This is a genomic window from Streptosporangium canum (assembly GCF_900113865.1).
GTDB classification, from domain to species: Bacteria; Actinomycetota; Actinomycetes; order Streptosporangiales; family Streptosporangiaceae; genus Streptosporangium; species Streptosporangium canum.
This window is the reverse complement of record NZ_FOQY01000057.1, coordinates 1-17,253: the sequence shown is the minus strand read 5'-3', so window position 1 is coordinate 17,253 and position 17,253 is coordinate 1. Positions and strand designations below refer to the sequence as shown.

Below are 17,253 nucleotides of genomic sequence, written 5' to 3'. Positions count from 1 at the left end.
GGGAAACCCCTGCCACACAGGGCCTTGCGCACCCCGGGCGGAGGTGTAACACTAACCACCCAGAACTAACTGAAAGGTTTCTTTCCAGAAAGAAACCTTTCCCATTACGTGCTCAACTCGGCAAATATGCGCGGAGCGGGCTTTCGCATACCTATTTTCGGCGCCCTCGCCCGAATGCGGACCCGCGGCCGACGAAGGAGCTCTGCGTGCTTCAGCCAGAGACCATTTCCCCCGGCCAGCCAGGGACGGAATACCCGCTGTCGTACGGCCAGCAGCGGTTGTGGTTTCTCCACCGCCTCGACCCCAGCGACTCGACCTACAACACATCCTATGTTTACAGGTTGAAAGGCCGTCTTGACACGGTCGCGCTGGAGGCCGCTTTCACCGCCGTGGCCGCACGGCACGAGAGCCTGCGGACCCGCTTCCGCGAGCGGGCCGGCCGGCCCCTGGCGATCGTCGACCCGCCCGCGCCGGTGGCGGTGGAGCGGCTGGCGGCCGGGACCGACCAGGAAGCCCGAACCCTCGTCTCCGCGCTCACCAACACGGCCTTCGACCTGTCCGCCGCGCCCCCGTTCCGGGTCTCGCTGATCGAGCTCGGTCCCGACGAGCACGTGCTCTGCGTCGTCCTGCACCACATCAACGGCGACGGCTGGTCGCTGAACGTGCTCCGCTCCGAGGTCGCCACCCACTACGGCAGCGGCGGCACCGCCCCGCTGCCCCACCTCCCCCTCCAGTACGGCGAGCTCCAGTACGGCGAGCACGCCCGCGACCGGCACTCGGCGGACTCCGGGCTCCAGTGGTGGATCGAGCGGCTGAGCGGGGTGCCGCCCCTCGAACTGCCCGCCGACCGGCCGCGTCCGGTGCAGCGCAGCGGCGCCGGCGGCGAGGTCGACTTCCGGATCGAGGCGGATGTGAGCGCCGCGATCCGGGACCTGGCCCGGCGGGCCCGCTGCACGCCGTACATGGTGCTGCTGGCCGCCTACCAGGTCCTGCTGGCCCGGCACACCGGCCAGAGCGACTTCTGCGTGGGCACCCCGTCGGCCGGCCGCGACAGCACCGAGCTGGAGACCATGATCGGTTTCCTGTCGACCACGCTGGCCCTCCGCTGCGACCTGTCCGGCGACCCCACCTTCAGCGAGCTGCTGAAGCGGACCCGGCGGGTGGTGCTGGACGCGCTCTCCCGGCAGGACGTCCCCTTCGAGAGGCTCGTCGCGGAGCTGGACGTGGAGCGGGACCTCAGCCGCACCCCGCTGTTCCAGACCCTGTTCGCCTTCCACACCCACGGCGAGTGGGCCGACCCGCTACCCGGCCTGACCGCCACGCCCTTCCCGCACGGCTGGTCCCGCGCCCGGCTCGACCTGTCGGTGGACATCTCTCCCACCGACGACGGCCACCTGCTCGGCAGCGTGGTCTACAGCACCGACCTGTTCGACCGCGAGAGCGTGGAGCGGATGGTCACCCGGTTCCAGGAGCTGCTCGCGGCCGCCGTGGCGGACCCCGAGGCGCCGGTGGGCTCGCTGCGGATGCTGCCGGCGGCGGAGCTCGGGCTGCTGGCGGAGTGGAACGGGACCGGCGCCGAGCTGCCCGAGGTGACGCTGGTCGACCTGGTGCTCGAACAGGCCGCCGCCACCCCGGACGCCATCGCGGTGGAGACCCCCGCGCGCGCCGGGCAGGCCGCGCCGCCGGCCACGCTGACCTACGCCGGGCTGGTGGAGCGGGCCGCGGAACTCGCGGGCCGGCTGGCCGCGACGGGCATCGGCCGCGGCTCGCTGGTCGCGGTCCGGATGGAGCGCGGCACGGACATGCTCGTCGCGCTGCTGGGCGTGGCGATGAGCGGCGCCGCCTATCTGCCCGTCGATCCCGACTACCCGCCGGCCCGCGTCTCCTACGTGATCGAGGACTCCGCGGCCGCGCTGGTCCTGACCGGCCTGGACGACCTTCCCCCGGGGACCGCCGCGACCGCGCGCCCCCGCCCCGGCGACACGGCCTACGTGCTGTACACCTCGGGATCCACCGGACGCCCGAAGGGCGTGGTGGTCCCGCACCGGGCGCTGACCAACTTCCTGCTGGCGATGCGCGACCTGACCGGGTCCTCGCCGCGGGACGTGTGGCTGGCGCTGACCTCGCTGTCGTTCGACATCTCCGCCCTGGAGCTGTACCTGCCGCTGGTGACCGGCGGCCGGGTGGTCGTCGCCGACGCGGAGACGGCCCGCGACGGCGTCCGGCTCGCCCGGCTCGTCCGGGACGCGGGGGTGACCCACATCCAGGCGACACCGTCGGGGTGGCGGGTCCTGCTCAGCGGAGACCTGCCCCGCGTGGTGGGCCTGACCGGCGGCGAACCGCTGCCGCCGCAGTTCGCCCGCGAGCTGCGTCCCCGGGTGGACAGGCTCGTCAACGTCTACGGCCCGACCGAGACCACGATCTGGTCCACGGCCTGGGAGGTCCCCGAGTCTGCCGGCGAGATCGTCATCGGCCGTCCGATCGCCAACACCACCGTCCACATCCTGGACCCCGCCGGCGGCCCCGCCCCGATCGGGGTGCCGGGCGAGCTGCTCATCGGCGGCGCGGGAGTCGCGACCGGCTACCTCGGCCGGCCCGCCCTGACCGCCGAGCGTTTCGTCCCCGGCCCGGACGGCGCCCGCCTCTACCGCACCGGGGACCGCGCCCGGCTGCGGGGCGACGGCACCCTGGAATTCCTCGGCCGCACCGACAACCAGGTCAAGCTCCGCGGCCACCGTATCGAGCTCGGCGAGATCGAGGCCGTGCTCGACGCCCACCCCGCCGTACGGCAGGCGGTCGTCGCCGTGCGCGGGGACCGGCTGATCGCCTTCACCGTGCTGACCCCGGCGGACGCGCCCCCCTCGGCGGACGCGACCTCTCCGCCGGACGCGGCCTCCTCTGCGGACACGACCTCCCCGCCGGACGCGACCTCCTCGCCGGACGCGGCTCCCCCTGCGGACACGACCTCCCCGCCGGACGCGACGCGGGAGCCGGGCGGCGCGGGACCACTCGACGAGGTGCGGGAGCACGCCGGGCGGGAGCTGCCGGGATACATGGTGCCCAGCGTGTTCGTCGAGGTAGCGGCGTTGCCGCTGACACCCAACGGGAAGATCGACCGCAACGCGCTGCCGGATGTCGACGGAGGGGCCGAGCGGACCACCACGGCGCCTCGCACCGCGGGCGAACGGCTGGTCGCACAGGTCTTCGCCGAGGTGCTCGGCGTGGCCGAGGTCGGGGCGCACGACGACTTCTTCACGCTCGGCGGCCACTCGCTGCTGGCCACCATGGTCACCGCGCGGCTGACGGCGCTGTCCGGCAGGGAGGTGCCCGTCCGGGAGGTGTTCGTCCGGCCGACGGTCGCCGGGCTGGCGGAGCTGGTCGAGCCCGCCACCGGAGCCGGGACCGGCGGGGACGGCGAACCGGGACGGACCACCGGACAGGGGGCGGCGGGACAGGGCGCCGGAGGCGGAGAGCCGGGACGGACCACCGGACAGGGGGCGGCGGGACAGGGCGCCGGAGGCGGAGAGCCGGGACGGACCGCCGGGGCCGGGCACGGGGAGGCCGGCGGCCCCCGGCCCCGGCCCGCGGGGACCGTCCCGCCGCTCTCCTTCGGCCAGGAGCGGCTCTGGTTCCTCAACCGGCTCGACCCGGACGACGCCTCCTACAACATGTGCCTGGTCAGACGGTTGCGCGGCCCGCTCGACCCGGACGCCCTGGGCCGGGCGCTGGACGGCACGGTGGCCCGCCACGAGAGTCTGCGCACCCGGTTCCCCGAGGTGGACGGAGCGCCCGCCGTGGTCGTCGACCCGCCGGGCGCGGTCCCCGTCGACCGGGTGAGCGCCGGGGACGAGAACGGGGCGGCGGAGCTCGTCGCGGCCCTGACCAACAGGCCCTTCCCGGATCTGGCCTCCCGGCCGCCGCTGCGGGTCACGCTGATCGGGATCGGCGAGGACGACCACGTGCTGTGCGTCGTCCTCCACCACATCCTCGGCGACGGCTGGTCGCTCAACCTCGTCTTCGACGAGCTGTCGCGCCTCTACTCCGGCCGGGCCGAGCTGCCCCCGGTGCCGCTCCAGTTCGGCGACGTCGCCCGCTGGCAGCGCGACCGCGACACCGGCGACCTGCTCGCCTACTGGCGGGACCGGCTCGCCGACCCGACCCCGCTGGACCTGCCGGTCGACCGGCCGCGCACCGCCGGGGCCGCCCGGCGCGGCGACGTGGCGGCCGTCCGGCTGACCTCGGCCGAGGCCGGCGCGCTGACCCGGCTGGGCCGGGAGCACGGCGCGACGATGTTCATGGTCCTGCTCGCCGCCTACCAGGTGCTCCTGGCCCGGCACACCGGCCGGAGCGACATCCTGGTCGGCACCGCCACCGCGGGCCGGGACCGGATCCAGCTCGAACCGGTCGTCGGCTATCTCAGCGACACCCTGGTCCTGCGCGGCGACCTGTCGGCCGACCCCACCTTCGCCGACCTGCTGCGCGACACCCAGATCGGCGTCCTGGACGCCTTCTCCCACCAGGGCGTCCCGTTCGAGGAGCTGGTGACGGCCCTGAGGACCGAGCGGGACCTCACCCGCACCCCCCTGTTCCAGACCATGCTCATCCTGCACACCCAGGACTCCGGGCACGCCCGCGACGCCTTCGCCGGACTGACCACCACGGCGTTCGAGCACGGCATGCGGCAGGCCAAGCTCGAACTGATGCTGGAGGCCTGGCAGGACGAGCACGAACTGTTGATCACCCTGGTCTACGACGCCGAGCTGTTCGACCGGGCCACCGTCGAGGGGCTGGCCGCCCGCTTCCGCCTGCTCCTGACCGCGCTGCCCGAGGTCGCCGGCGACCGGGTCTCCACCCTGCCGCTGCGCACCGAGGACGACGACGCCCTGCTCCGCCGCCTCTCCGAGGGACCGGCCCAGCCGCCGGCGACGGCCGTACCGGACCTGTTCGCGGCGGCCGTGCGGAACACCCCGGACGCGGTCGCGGTCGGGTGCGGGGACAGCCGGCTCACCTACGCCGAGCTGGACGCGCGCGCCGACGAGCTGGCCGCGCTCCTTCAGGCGCGCGGCGTCGCCCCCGGCGACGTGGTCGGCGTCCGCCTGGGCCGGACCCCGGACACCGTCGCCGCGCTGCTCGCCACCTGGCGGGCCGGGGCCGTCTACCTCCCGCTCGACCCCGACTATCCCGAGGACCGGCTCGCCTTCCTGGTGGAGGACAGCGGGGCGTCCCTCGTGCTCGCCGAGGCCGGGCCGTACCGGGGGACGCCGGAGCCCGCGCCGCGCGACGCCGCCGCCTACGTGATCTACACCTCCGGTTCCACCGGCACGCCCAAGGGCGTCGTGGTGGAGCACGACGGGCTCGCGGCGCGGGTGGCGTGGATGCGCGAGGCGTACGGCCTGCACCCCGGCGACCGGGTCGTGCAGTTCGCCTCGCTGAGCTTCGACACCCACGCCGAGGAGATCTACCCCACCCTGGCCGCCGGAGCCCGCCTGGAACTGCTGCCCGACGGCGGTGTCACCCTGCCCGACCACCTGGCCGGGGTCACCGTGCTCGACCTGCCGACGGCCTACTGGCACGCGCTGGTCGACCAGATCGACGAGATCGCCTGGCCCTCGACGCTGCGCCTGGTGATCCTGGGCGGCGAGCAGGTGCACGAGGCCGCGGTGGCCCGCTGGCGGGAACGCTTCGGCGACCGGGTGCGGCTGGTCAACACCTACGGCCCGACCGAGGCCACGATCATCGCCACGGCCGCCGAGCTCGACGGCTCCCCCGGAAGGCCGCCGATCGGCACCCCGATCGGCGGCACCCGGGTCATGGTCCTGGACGGGCACGGTGAGCCCGTGCCGCCGGGCGCCCCGGGTGAGCTGTGCGTCACCGGGGCCGGGGTCGCCCGGGGCTACCTCGGCAGGCCCGCCCTGACCGCGCAGCGGTTCGTCCCCGGTCCCGGCGGTTCACGCGTCTACCGGACCGGCGACCGGGCGCGCTGGCGCGGCGACGGGCGGCTGGAGTTCCTCGGCCGCGACGACGACCAGGTCAAGGTCAGAGGCTTCCGGATCGAGCTGGGCGAGATCGAGGCCGGACTCCTGGCGCACCCCGGCGTCGGCCAGGCGGCGGTGGCCGTGCGCCAGGAGACCCTGGTCGGCTACGTCGTCGGCACGGCCACCGGCGAGGAGCTGGGCAGGCACCTGGCCGGCGTGCTCCCCGCCTACATGGTCCCGGCGCTCTGGGTCGGCCTGGACGCCCTGCCGCTGACCCGCAGCGGCAAGATCGACCGGGCCGCGCTGCCCGCGCCCGAGATGGGGGCCGGGACGAGGACCGCCCCGCGCGGCGACGCCGAGCTGCTGGTGGCCGACGTCTTCGGCGAGGTGCTGGGGATCGAGGCGGTCGGCGCCTTCGACGACTTCTTCGCCCTGGGCGGGCACTCGCTGCTCGCCACCCGCGTCATCGCCAGGCTCCGCGCCCTGGTCGAGGTGGACGTGCCGATCCGCACCCTGTTCGCGCGGAGCACCGTGGCCGGGCTCGCGGCCGCGGTGGAGGAGCTGCTGGTCGCCGAGCTCGACGGACTGTCAGACGAGGAGGCCGCCCTCCTCGTGCGAACGCCTCATGGAGAAGGGGAGCTGTGATGAGTCACCGTGTCGTGGTCAACCACGAGGAGCAGTATTCGATCTGGCCCACCGGCCGGGACCTGCCGGACGGCTGGCGGGAGGAGGGCGTCTCCGGGACCAGGCAGGAGTGCCTGGACCACATCGACCAGGTCTGGACCGACCTGCGCCCGCGCAGCGCCAGGGAGGCCACGGGTGTCTGACGACTGGATCTGGATCTCCACCGACGACGTCAGGAACCGCGTGGAAGGAGCCCGCGATGGTGGTTAGGGAACGGCTGGCCGCGATGGTGGCCACGGCGTCGGACGGCGCGGTGACGGCCAAGGAGGCGCTGGCCGCGACGGTCCCGCTGTCGGCGCTGGGGGTCACCTCGCTGGCGCAGATGCGGCTGATCGACGCGGTGGAGACCGAGTTCGGGGTCGAGATCGACCTGTCGGGCGAGGGGTTCGACCTGCTGGACGACCTGGACGCGCTGGCGCGCCACATCGCCTCCTCCGGCCGCTCCGGTTCCTGAGAAGTGTCACTGCAGGTGTTCTGAACGGGGAATGCACATGGACATCCGGTTCTCGGGGAGCCGATCGGGCACGGCCCCGCTGACCTGGGGTCAGCGGGCCATCTGGGACACGATCCAGAAGACGGCGCCGGACGACCACTACTTCAACTTCGGCCGCGTGCTCAAGGTGCCCAGGCGGGCCCGGCCGCTCACCGTGGAACGGGCCGTCGAGGTCCTGGGCGCGCTGGTGGAGCGGCACGGGTCGCTGCGGACCAGGCTGGGGGCGGGGCCGTCCCAGGTGCTGGAGACCTCCGGCGCCATCGCGGTCACCCTGTCGGCCGGCGATCCGGACCGGCTGCTGGACACGCTGGCGGAGCGGGCCTTCGACTACGCGGGTGAGTGGCCGCTCCGGGTGGGGCTCGTGGTCGCCGACGAGACCGCCGCCGGAGCGGCGGAGGGGACCACCGGCGACGCCGCCGGAAGGCCCCCCGGCGGGACCGTCACCCACATCGTGCTCGTCTTCTGCCACCTGGCGGCCGACGGCCTCGGCGCGGAGGCGGCGATCACGGACCTGCGGCTGCTGCTGCTCCGCGGGGCCGTACCCGGACCGCCGCCGCCCTCGCCGCTGGACCTGGCCCGCTGGCAGCGGTCGGAACAGGGACTGCGGGTCGCCCGAATCGCCGCCGAGCACTGGGAGAGCGAGTACCGGCGGATCCCGCCGACCATGTTCGACCGGCCCGTGGCCGTGCCTGAGGGGCCGCCCGTCTGGCGGGCGCAGATCGTCTCCCGGGCGCTGGACCTGGCCGTCCAGCGGATCGCCGCCGTGCACGGCGTGAGCACCTCGACCGTGCTGCTGGCCGCCTCGTCCGTGCTGGTCGGCGCCGTGACCGGCCACGACGTGTGCGCGATGCTGCCGATCGTGGGCAACCGCTTCCGCGCCGACACCGCGAACGCCGTCACCACGCTCTCCCAGGAGGGCCTGTTCGTGCTGGACCTGCGCGGCGACGCGACCTTCGCCGACCTGCTCAGGAGGGCCAAGCCGGCCGCGCTGCGCGCCTACCGCTCCGCCTACCACGACCCGGACGACCGGGACCGGCTGACCGCCCGGGTCAGCCGGGAGCGGGGCGCGGAGATCCACCCCTACTGCTGTTTCAACGACATGCGCTTCGTCGACCGGGTCGACGCCTCCCACGACGAGCGGACGGTACGGCAGGCGATGAAGGATACGGCGCTGACCTGGCCGCTCAGCCAGGACCGGCTCAACTGCCGCTTCTGCCTGCACGTGACCGGCGAGCCCGGCGGGCTGGGCGTCTCGCTGACCGCCGACACCCGTTTCCTGCCCCGGCCGGCCATGGAGCGCTACCTGTACGACCTGGAGTCCCTCCTGGTCGAGGCGGCGTTCCGCGAGGTTCTGGAGCCGGTCGGTTGACGGCCCCCCTTCGTGGCGCCACGCCGCGTCCCCTCCCCGGGTCCGAGGCCCGGGGTCTTTATGCCGGAGGTATTCGATGACGGTGTACGCCTACGCCGAGGCCACCTCCTGCGTCCAGGGCGGCGCGCTCCGCTTCCATCTCGCGCGCGCCTCCCGGGCACCCCTGCACGGCTCGGTCCTGCTGGAGGACGTGTCGGCGGACAGGGCGGTGTCCGAGGAGGAGTTCGACGGCCCCCTGTGGACGTTCGACGTCCCCGCGGACCTGCCGAGCTCGCTCTACCGGGCGGTGTTCACCGCCGACGAGGACGCCTCCGAGGTCTACTTCGTCGTACGGGCCGCCCGGCCGCGCTCCCCGATCCTGCTGTCGATCCCGTTCCCGACCTGGCAGGCCTACAACCGGGCGGGCATCCCCGGCGAGTCCGTCTACTGGACCGAGCAGGCCACCCGGGCCTCACGCGTCGCCTTCGACCGGCCCGGCGGCGGCCCGCCGCCCGAGCGCTGGGAGGAGGGCATGCTGCGCTGGCTGGGCCCGGCCGGGTACGAGGTGGACTACTGCTCGGGGCTGGACCTGCACGACGGCGCCGCGCTGCTGTCCGGCTACCGGCTGCTGGTGGTCAACGGCCACGACGAGTACTGGACGGCGGGAATGCGCGACAACGTGGAGGAGTTCGTCCGCCGGGGCGGCAACCTGGCCGTCTTCTCCGGCAACACCTGCTGGTGGCAGTTCCGGCTGGAGGACGACGGGCGGACCATGGTCTGCTACCGCGACGCGGTCACCGACCCGATGGCCACCGTGGAGCCCGGCCTCACCACGGTCGAGTGGTCCAGCGCGCCGGTGAACCGGCCGGAGAACTCCCTGACCGGGGTCAGCTTCCGGCGGGGCGCCGGGACCTGGGGGCCGTACATGCAGCTGATGCACGAGGAGTCCTACACCACCCGTTTCCCGGAGCACTGGGTCTTCGACGGGACGGGGCTGGGCGAGGGCGACAAGTTCGGCCAGGGCTGCATCGGTTACGAGACCGACGCCTGCGACTTCGTCGAGGTGGACGGCGTCCCGGTGGCCACCGGCCGCGACGGCACCCCGCCGTCCTTCGTCATCCTCGCCACCGCCGACCTGCGCCACTGGCACCGGTACGGCCAGGGCGGCATGGCCACCATGGGCGTCTTCGGTCTCGGCGCCGGGACGGTGTTCACCGCCTCCACCGTGAACTGGGGCAACACTCTGCGCGATCCCGCCGTGGACCGGATCACCCGCAACGTGCTGGACCGGCTGTCCGGCCCGCCCGCCGGGTGGGAGGTCATCGGCCCGGCCGGCTCGTTCCGGGCGCTGACGGTGTGCGACTCCCAGCTGTACGGCGTGGGCGCGGACGGCTCGCTGTACCGCCGGGACGTCTCCGGCCAGAACCTGCGCTGGCACCGGATCGACTCCGGCGGCGGCGTGGTCGCCATGGCCACCCCGCGCGAGGCCTCCACCACCAGGCCCATCGGCCTGTACGGCCTGACCGGCGACGACCGGCTCGTCTATCGCGACCCGGGCCTCCAGGCCCCCTGGACCGTGCTCGGCGAGGCCCCCTCCGGCGGGGTCGGGCTGGCCCTGGTCGACGGCGACCTGTGGGCCGCCACGGCCGACGGCGGCCTGTGGCGCCTGCCTCCGGAGACCGCCGAGTGGACCCTGGTCGACGGGGAGGCCGGCGCCGTCGCCCTCACCGCCATGAACGGCCGCCTCTACGCCGTCTGCTCGGGCGACCGCGTCCGCACGCGCCTGCCGGTGGCGGCCGCCGCGGAGTGGGGCGACCTCTGCTCCGCCGCGGGCTGCACCGTCCTCACCGCGCACGCGGGCCGCCTGATCGGCGCCACCGCCGACCGCCCCCTCCGCTGGCGCGCCCCCGTCCCCGACCACCGGGCGAGGTGAGGCCGTGGACGGCGGGCCCGGACGGAGGCCGGGCGGCGGGCTCAGACCGCGGCGGAGCCGTGGGCGGCGGGCCCGGACCGGGGAGTGCCGTGGCGGCGGGCTCAGACCGAGGTGGGGCCGTAGACGGCGGACGCGGCCCCGGTGGTCATGGCCCAGTAGCGGTCGCCGTAGGACCAGTGCCACCACTCGGTGGGGTAGTTGACCAGGCCGGCCGACCGCAGGACCGCGCCGAGGAGGCCGCGGTGGTGGCGGGCCTCGGACGACAGGCCGGAGGCGTCGGTGTAGCAGGCGCCGTCGCTCTGCTCGGGGGTGGCGTTGAGCGGGGTGCCCATGTCGAGCTCGTCCCCGTCCTCGGTGCACAGGGTCAGGTCCACCGCCGCGCCCGCGGTGTGCGGGGCGACCTCGACGGGCGAGACGTAGCGGCTCGCCGCCACGCAGATCTCCTCGGGCGACATCTTCGGGAACACCAGCCGCAGCTCCGCCGAGTACTCCTCGAAGATCCGCTGCTGCGTCACCAGCGGCCGGTAGCCCTCCACCACCAGCAGCCGGTAGCCCGGCGGGAGCTGCGTCTGCGCGCCCTCCAGCCGGGCCAGCAGCCCCTCCCGCAGGTGGGCGAAGGCCCCCTCGGAGTCGGCCATCCGCCCGTCCACCCGCAGCCGCCCCCGGACGTCGGCCAGCCGCTCTCCGGACTCCTCGACGGGGATCGCGGTGACACGGGGATCGGAGATCAGAACGATGTCGCGCATAGCGCCAATTCTCACACCGTCTGGGAGAACACCTGCTCGCGGGCCTGCTGCAGGGCCGATACCAGGGCGCCGCGCAGCACCGGGTTGCCCCGTACCCTCGTCGTCACGACCCTCGGCCGGCTCGGGCAGACCCGGGCCACGGCCTCCTCGACCCTGACCGCGAGCGCGCTCCCGCCGGCCCTGCCGACGTCGCCGCCGAGCACGATCAGAGCGGGGTCCAGGACCACGGCCACCGCCGCCACACCGACCGCCAGTCTCCCGGCCAGCTCGTCGAGGAAGCTCTCCGATCCGCCGGCGACGGCCGTACGGACGTAGTCGCCGACGGAGTCGCCGGCGACGCCGTGCGCGTCCGCCAGGCCGGCCACGGCGTCGCCGCCGACCAGGCGCTGGAAGGAGCCGGACTGGGGCTCGCCCACATCGGTGGGGAGCGGCTCGCCGGGGACCGGGAGCCAGCCGATCTCACCGGCGCCGCCGGTGAAGCCGCGGTGCAGGCGTCCGCCGAGCATGACCCCGAGCCCCTGGCCGACTCCCGCCCAGACCAGGACGAAGTCATCCATCTCCAGTGCGGCGCCGTGGCAGCGCTCAGCCAGCGCGGCCAGGTTCACGTCGTTCTCGATCGTCACGGGGACGTTGAGGTGGCGGCGGAGCCCGGCGAGCACGCCCTCGTGCCAGGAGGGCAGGTCGAGGGAGAACCGGACGTCGCCGGTCCGGGGGTCGACGACGCCCCGGGTGCCGATCACGAAGGCGCGCAGGCCGGACATGGGGATGCCCCCCGACTCGCACGCCTTCCGGACGGCGCCCTGCACGAGCCGGACCGGGTCGTCGTGGCCGTTGGGGTCCACCGAGATCTCCGCGACGGTCTCGCCGGTGATGTCGGCCACTCCGGCGCTGATCCGGTCGGGCAGCACGTCGAGGCCCACGACGTACGCGCACGAAGGTACGACGCCGTACAGCGCGGCGTTGGGGCCGCGCCCGCCGGCCTGCTCCCCGACCACCGCGACGAGGTCGCGGTCCTCCAGCCTGGCGAGGAGCTGGCCCGCGGTCACCTTGGAGAGCCCTGTGTGTTCTCCCAGCTCAGCCCGGGTGAGCGGGCCGCTGGACAGGAGCAGCTCCAGTGCCGCGCGGTCATTGAGCTGGCGCAGCAGGCGAGGCGTCCCCGGACGTCTGGACAAGATCGGCTCCCCCCGTCACGATCCGCTAACGATCGTTTCTTTTAAGAAAGTTTCTTGTTAGTTTAACCGTAGTCAGCCCGCAGGCAAGAGTGACAGCAGGCTGCGGGATGTCAGAGCGCCGACCGTGAGGAGGCGCCTTCGACCAGGTGTGGCGAGGCATGGGGACCACGCCGGCACCCGAAGCGCGACCCCGACGTGAAGCCGGGAAGGGAGAACCCCAAAGTGAAAATCACGAAGATCGCGGTTACGACTGCTACCACCGCCGCCCTGGCCCTGGGCCTCGCCGCATGTGGTTCCGCCGATGAGCCCGCCAAGAGCGCCGACCCCCAGGCCGGCGCCTCCACCGCCGCCTCCGGCCCGAAGTACGCCGGCCAGACCCTGACCGTGTGGCGTCTCGGCGACAGCAACCCGGCCGCCCAGAAGTACATGGACGAGCTGAACGCGGCCTTCGAAAAGGAGTCCGGCGCCAAGATCAAGCTTGAGTGGATCCCGTGGCCCCAGGTGAACGACAAGTTCACCGCCGCCGCGGCGGGCGGCGCCGGCCCGGACGTCACCGAGATCGGCAACGACCAGGTGCCGCTCTGGCAGAGCCAGGAAGCCCTCTCCCCGGTCACCCCGCTGGCGGAGGCCGGCGACCAGGCCCAGATCCCGAAGAACCTGCTCGGCCTGGAGACCATCGACAACGAGGTCTACGCCCTGCCCTGGGGCGCCGGCTCCCGCGCGGTGCTCTACCGCAAGGACTGGTTCAAGGACCTCGGCATCGAGGTTCCGAAGACCTGGGACGAGCTGGTCGCCGCGGCCAAGAAGATCCAGGAGAAGAAGGGCAAGGACGTCGACGGCTTCGCCTTCAACGGCGGCTCCGACGCCAACCACCTGCTCGGCGCGTTCGCCTGGTCCGAGGGCGGCGAGTACGCCCTCAAGGAGGGCGACAAGTGGGTCGGCAAGGTGACCGACCCCAAGTTCAAGGCCGGTTTCGCCACCTACACGAGCCTGGTCACCGACGGCCTGTCCGGTAAGTCGCGCCTGACGCAGAACACGGTGGACATCCGCAAGCGGTTCGCCAACAACAAGGTCGGCATGTACCTGACGGCCGGCTGGGACCTGCCCGGCATCGAGGTGGACAGCAAGGGCAAGCTGAAGGCCGACAAGCTCGCCTTCTTCCCGCTCCCGGCCAAGTCCGGCGGCGAGGCCCCGTCCTTCTTCGGCGGCAACGACATCGCCATCTGGGACAGCGCCAAGAACAAGGAGCTCGCGGCCGAGTACCTGAAGCTGGCCACCAACAAGGAGTGGGCGGAGCGTTACGCCCTTGAGGGCGGCCTGCTGCCGATCTACCCCGAGGCTCTGGCGAAGCTGAGCTCGGACCCGGCGCTGGCCCCGTTCGCGGCGGCCTTCGCCAAGGCCAAGGCCTTCCCTGCCGACCCCAACTGGACCGAGGCCAACGAGACCAAGGCCGTGCTGCAGAACGCCGCGCGGTCCGTCATCGAGGGCAAGGCCACCCCTGACGAGGCTCTCACCAAGGCCAACGGGGAAATCGAAGAGATCCTGAACCAGTAGTCACATGACGAACACGTCTACGATCGCCCGGGGCGGAGGCAAACCCTCCGCCCCGGGGCGGCGCCGTAACAGCCCGCAGCGCCCCGCCAGAGCCAGCGGGCTCCCTCCATGGGTCATCCCGTACGTCCTGCTCGTGCCCGGTCTAGTGGTGATCGCCGGACTGCTGCTCTACCCGCTGTTCCAGATGATCGTCATCTCCTTCCAGAAGGTGGGGATCCCCCAGATCAACGGCAAGAAGCCGGCTGCCTGGGTGGGCTGGGACAACTACACCAAGGTCCTCGACAACGAGATCTTCTGGTCCTCGCTCCGCAACACCGTCGTCTTCGCCGCCGTCACGGTGACCCTGACACTGGTCCTCGGGACCGCGGTGGGCGCGCTGCTCAACAAGCTCGGCAAGAAGATGTCCACGGTCGTGGTGGTCGGCATCATGTCCGCCTGGGCCGTACCGCCGGTCGCCCAGGGCGTCATCTGGCGCTGGCTCTTCGACGCCGACGCCGGAATGATCAACTGGGTGCTCAACCTGCTCCCGGACTGGCTGTCCAGCCTGCTGTTCGGGCGGGCCGACTGGACCGGCGAGCCCTGGCTGAACGACGCGCTCACCATCTACCTGGTGCTGATCATCTGTGTGGTCTGGGCGTCGTTCCCGTTCATCGCGGTGTCGGTGCTGGCCGGTCTCAAGGGCATCCCCACGGAGCTCTACGAGGCGGCCCGGGTCGACGGGTCCACCCCCTGGCGGACCTTCAGGAAGATCACCTTCCCGCTGCTCAAGCCGGTCTTCTCGGTGCTGACGATCCTGTCCATCATCTGGAACTTCAAGGTCTTCAGCCAGCTCTACGTGCTGATGAACGGGCCGACCAACCGCGAGGCCTTCAACCTGTCCATGTTCTCCTTCGCCGAGGCATTCCGCAGCCCGCCGAAGATGGGCACCGGCGCGGCGATCGCGGTGATCCTGACGCTGCTCCTGCTCGTCGTCACCGCCGTCTACGTCCGGCAGATCGTGAAGACGGAGGAGATGTGATGACTCCGATCGCACGCAAGCGCCTCGGGAAGGTCGCGCTCAACGCGGCCGGCGTCCTGGTCTTCATCTTCGCGGTGTTCCCCGTCTACTGGATGGTCTCGACCTCGTTCAAGACCAACGACCAGATCTTCACGACGGAATTCATCCCGTTCCCCACGGAGCTCACCCTCGACCACCTGCATCGAGTGCTCACCGAGGGGGTGGCGGGCAACTCCATCTGGCTCTACATGCGCAACAGCGCGATCGTCGCGCTGGGCACCGTGGTCATCGGCGCCGTCTTCGCGCTGCTGGCGGCCACCGCCATCGCCCGCTTCGCGTTCAAGGGCCGCAGCAGCTTCCTGGTCCTGCTGCTCATCGTCCAGATGATCCCGGCCGAGGCCCTGCTCATCCCGCTTTTCCTCAACGTCAAGCGGCTCGGCCTCTACGACCAGCTGCTGGGTCTGATCGTCATCAACGTCGGCCTGACCCTCCCCTTCGGCATCTGGATGCTGCGCACCTTCGTCGCCGCGGTGCCCAAATCCCTGGAGGAGGCCGCCTGGATCGACGGCGCCAGCCGGTTCACGACCTTCCGGAAGGTCCTGTTCCCGCTGGTGGCTCCCGGCCTGGTGGCGACGAGCATCTTCTCGTTCATCACCGCCTGGAACGAGCTGATCTTCGCGCTCATCCTGATGTCGGACTCCTCGGGCTACACGATGCCCGTCGCGTTGCAGTTCTTCTTCGGGCAGCGAGGCACCGACTGGGGCGCCATCATGGCCGGCTCCACGATGATGACGATCCCCGTCGTCGTCTTCTTCCTCCTGGTGCAGCGGCGCATGGTCACGGGCCTCGTCGCGGGCGCCGTCAAGGGCTGACCCCTCCGGTGCCGGTACGGCTCCGCACCCACAAGGCGCGGGCCGTACCAGCCCTGTCCATATTCGACACCCCCCTAACCTCAGGTAAGGAATCAGGTAGCGCCATGTCTGAGTTCATCGCGGACTCCAGCGATCAGGGGCTGCGTCGTCTCGCGGCCGGCACGTTGCTCGTCGCCTTCCGGGGCACCACCGCCCCCGAGTGGGTCCTCCGGGACCTGGAGAACGGTCTCGGCGGCGTCACCCTCTTCGGCTTCAACGTCGCCGATCCCGCCCAGCTCTCCGGGCTCACCGCCCGCCTGCGCGAGGCCGGTGAGCCGGTCGTCTCGCTGGACGAGGAGGGCGGCGACGTCACCCGGCTCGACTACCACGTGGGCAGCCCCTACCCCGGCAACGCCGCCCTCGGCGCCGTCGACGACGTCGAGCTGACCCGGCGCGTCTACCGGTCCATCGGTGACGACCTGGCCCGCTGCGGCGTCAACCTGGACATGGCACCGTCCGCCGACGTGAACACCGCCGACGACAACCCGGTGATCGGCACCCGCTCGTTCGGGCCGGACACCGCGCTGGTCGCCCGGCACACCGTCGCCGCCGTCCACGGCCTGCAGTCGGCGGGCGTGGCCGCCTGCGTCAAGCACTTCCCCGGTCACGGCGCCACCCGCCAGGACTCCCACCTGGAGATCCCGCTCGTCGACGCCTCGCTCGAACTGCTGCGGGAACGCGAGCTCGTGCCCTTCCGCGCCGCGATCGACGCCGGGACCAGGTCCATCATGACCGCGCATGTCCGGGTCCCCGCCCTGACCGGCATGGCCCCCGCCACGCTGTCGGCCGCCGCCCTGACCGTCCTGCTCCGCGGCGAGCTGGGCTACGACGGCGTGATCGTCTCCGACGCCCTCGACATGAAGGCCGTCACCGACACCTACGGCCTGGCCGGCGGCTCGGTGCTCTCGCTCGCCGCCGGGACCGACCTGCTCTGCCTCGGCCCGCTGCCGACCGAGGACGACGTCCGCCGGATCATCACCGAGATCGTCGCCGCGGTCGGGGACGGCCGGCTGCCGCTGGCCCGCCTGGAGGCCGCCGCCGAGCGGGTGGCCCGCCTGCGCGCCTGGTTCGGCACACCCCGGACGGGTCAGGCGGAGGAGAACGTCATCGGCCTGACCGCCGCGCGCCGCGCGGTCAGCCTCACCGGTTCGGCGGCCCCGCTGGTCGACCCGCTGGTGGTCGAGGTGGACACCCCGCCGACCATCGCGGTCGGCGACGTGCCGTGGGGCTTCTCCCCCCTGCTGCCGCAGGCGAAGGTGGTCCGGGTCAAGCCCGAGACGGCGGACGTCCCCGGCATCCTGGAGCGTGCCATCGGCCGTTCCCTGGTCGTCGTGGTCAAGGACGCCCACCGCTACGAGGCCAGCAAGTCGGTGGTGTCGGCGCTGCTGGCCGCCCGCCCCGACGCCACGGTGGTCGAGATGGGCCTGCCGATCTGGCGCC

The 17,253-nt window shown here is 72.6% G+C and carries 11 protein-coding genes; 9 read left to right on the top strand and 2 right to left on the bottom strand.

What is annotated here, in order from left to right; translation table 11 throughout:
* The first annotated feature begins 206 nt into the window (after nucleotides 1-206).
* From BM085_RS40890 to BM085_RS40870, 5 genes are all read left to right on the top strand, one after another.
* Nucleotides 207-6,620, top strand: coding sequence for a non-ribosomal peptide synthetase (locus BM085_RS40890; RefSeq protein ID WP_093892116.1), 6,414 nt, complete (start codon nucleotides 207-209; stop codon nucleotides 6,618-6,620).
* Complete coding sequence (locus BM085_RS40885) at nucleotides 6,620-6,802, top strand: MbtH family protein (RefSeq protein WP_093892115.1); 183 nt, start codon at nucleotides 6,620-6,622, stop codon at nucleotides 6,800-6,802. The genes BM085_RS40890 and BM085_RS40885 overlap by 1 nt, the downstream gene beginning before the upstream one ends.
* Before the next feature lie 56 nt (nucleotides 6,803-6,858).
* The gene (locus BM085_RS40880) at nucleotides 6,859-7,113 is read left to right on the top strand and encodes an acyl carrier protein (RefSeq protein ID WP_093892114.1); all 255 of its coding nucleotides are present in this window, start codon (nucleotides 6,859-6,861) and stop codon (nucleotides 7,111-7,113) included.
* Between the two features lie 37 nt (nucleotides 7,114-7,150).
* A complete protein-coding gene (locus BM085_RS40875) occupies nucleotides 7,151-8,521 on the top strand; it encodes a condensation domain-containing protein (RefSeq protein WP_093892113.1) in 1,371 nt (456 codons plus the stop codon).
* Between the two features lie 76 nt (nucleotides 8,522-8,597).
* Entirely contained in the window at nucleotides 8,598-10,433 is a 1,836-nt protein-coding gene (locus BM085_RS40870) for a N,N-dimethylformamidase beta subunit family domain-containing protein (RefSeq protein WP_093892112.1), read from the top strand.
* A 101-nt stretch (nucleotides 10,434-10,534) separates the two neighbouring features.
* Here BM085_RS40870 and BM085_RS40865 read toward each other — a convergent pair whose 3' ends face one another.
* Nucleotides 10,535-11,179: a M15 family metallopeptidase gene (locus BM085_RS40865; protein WP_093892111.1), complete on the bottom strand. Its 645-nt coding sequence runs from the start codon at nucleotides 11,177-11,179 to the stop codon at nucleotides 10,535-10,537.
* A gap of 11 nt (nucleotides 11,180-11,190) precedes the next feature.
* Nucleotides 11,191-12,351, bottom strand: a complete 1,161-nt coding sequence (locus BM085_RS40860; protein ID WP_093892110.1) for an ROK family transcriptional regulator — start codon at nucleotides 12,349-12,351, stop codon at nucleotides 11,191-11,193.
* 222 nt (nucleotides 12,352-12,573) lie between these two features.
* On the opposite strand from BM085_RS40860, the gene BM085_RS40855 reads away from it, so the two are divergent.
* From BM085_RS40855 to BM085_RS40840, 4 genes are all read left to right on the top strand, one after another.
* Nucleotides 12,574-13,905 (top strand): sugar ABC transporter substrate-binding protein, encoded by a 1,332-nt coding sequence (locus BM085_RS40855; RefSeq protein ID WP_093892109.1) that lies wholly within the window; start codon nucleotides 12,574-12,576, stop codon nucleotides 13,903-13,905.
* Nucleotides 13,906-13,909: 4 nt separating this feature from the next.
* The gene (locus BM085_RS40850; RefSeq protein ID WP_093892108.1) at nucleotides 13,910-14,923 is read left to right on the top strand and encodes a carbohydrate ABC transporter permease; all 1,014 of its coding nucleotides are present in this window, start codon (nucleotides 13,910-13,912) and stop codon (nucleotides 14,921-14,923) included.
* The gene (locus tag BM085_RS40845; protein WP_093892107.1) at nucleotides 14,923-15,774 is read left to right on the top strand and encodes a carbohydrate ABC transporter permease; all 852 of its coding nucleotides are present in this window, start codon (nucleotides 14,923-14,925) and stop codon (nucleotides 15,772-15,774) included. The genes BM085_RS40850 and BM085_RS40845 overlap by 1 nt, the downstream gene beginning before the upstream one ends.
* Nucleotides 15,775-15,878: 104 nt before the next feature.
* A partial coding sequence (locus BM085_RS40840) for a glycoside hydrolase family 3 protein (RefSeq protein ID WP_093892106.1) occupies nucleotides 15,879-17,253 on the top strand: 1,375 nt, incomplete at its 3' end.

What these genes read in the sequence shown, in the direction of transcription:
- BM085_RS40885 (WP_093892115.1), top strand. Translation starts at nt 6,620, where the DNA reads ATGAGTCACCGTGTCGTGGTCAACCACGAGGAGCAGTATTCGATCTGG.
- BM085_RS40880 (WP_093892114.1), top strand. Translation starts at nt 6,859, where the DNA reads ATGGTGGTTAGGGAACGGCTGGCCGCGATGGTGGCCACGGCGTCGGAC.
- BM085_RS40875 (WP_093892113.1), top strand. Translation starts at nt 7,151, where the DNA reads ATGGACATCCGGTTCTCGGGGAGCCGATCGGGCACGGCCCCGCTGACC.
- BM085_RS40870 (WP_093892112.1), top strand. Translation starts at nt 8,598, where the DNA reads ATGACGGTGTACGCCTACGCCGAGGCCACCTCCTGCGTCCAGGGCGGC.
- BM085_RS40865 (WP_093892111.1), bottom strand. Translation starts at nt 11,179, where the DNA reads ATGCGCGACATCGTTCTGATCTCCGATCCCCGTGTCACCGCGATCCCC.
- BM085_RS40850 (WP_093892108.1), top strand. Translation starts at nt 13,910, where the DNA reads ATGACGAACACGTCTACGATCGCCCGGGGCGGAGGCAAACCCTCCGCC.
- BM085_RS40845 (WP_093892107.1), top strand. Translation starts at nt 14,923, where the DNA reads ATGACTCCGATCGCACGCAAGCGCCTCGGGAAGGTCGCGCTCAACGCG.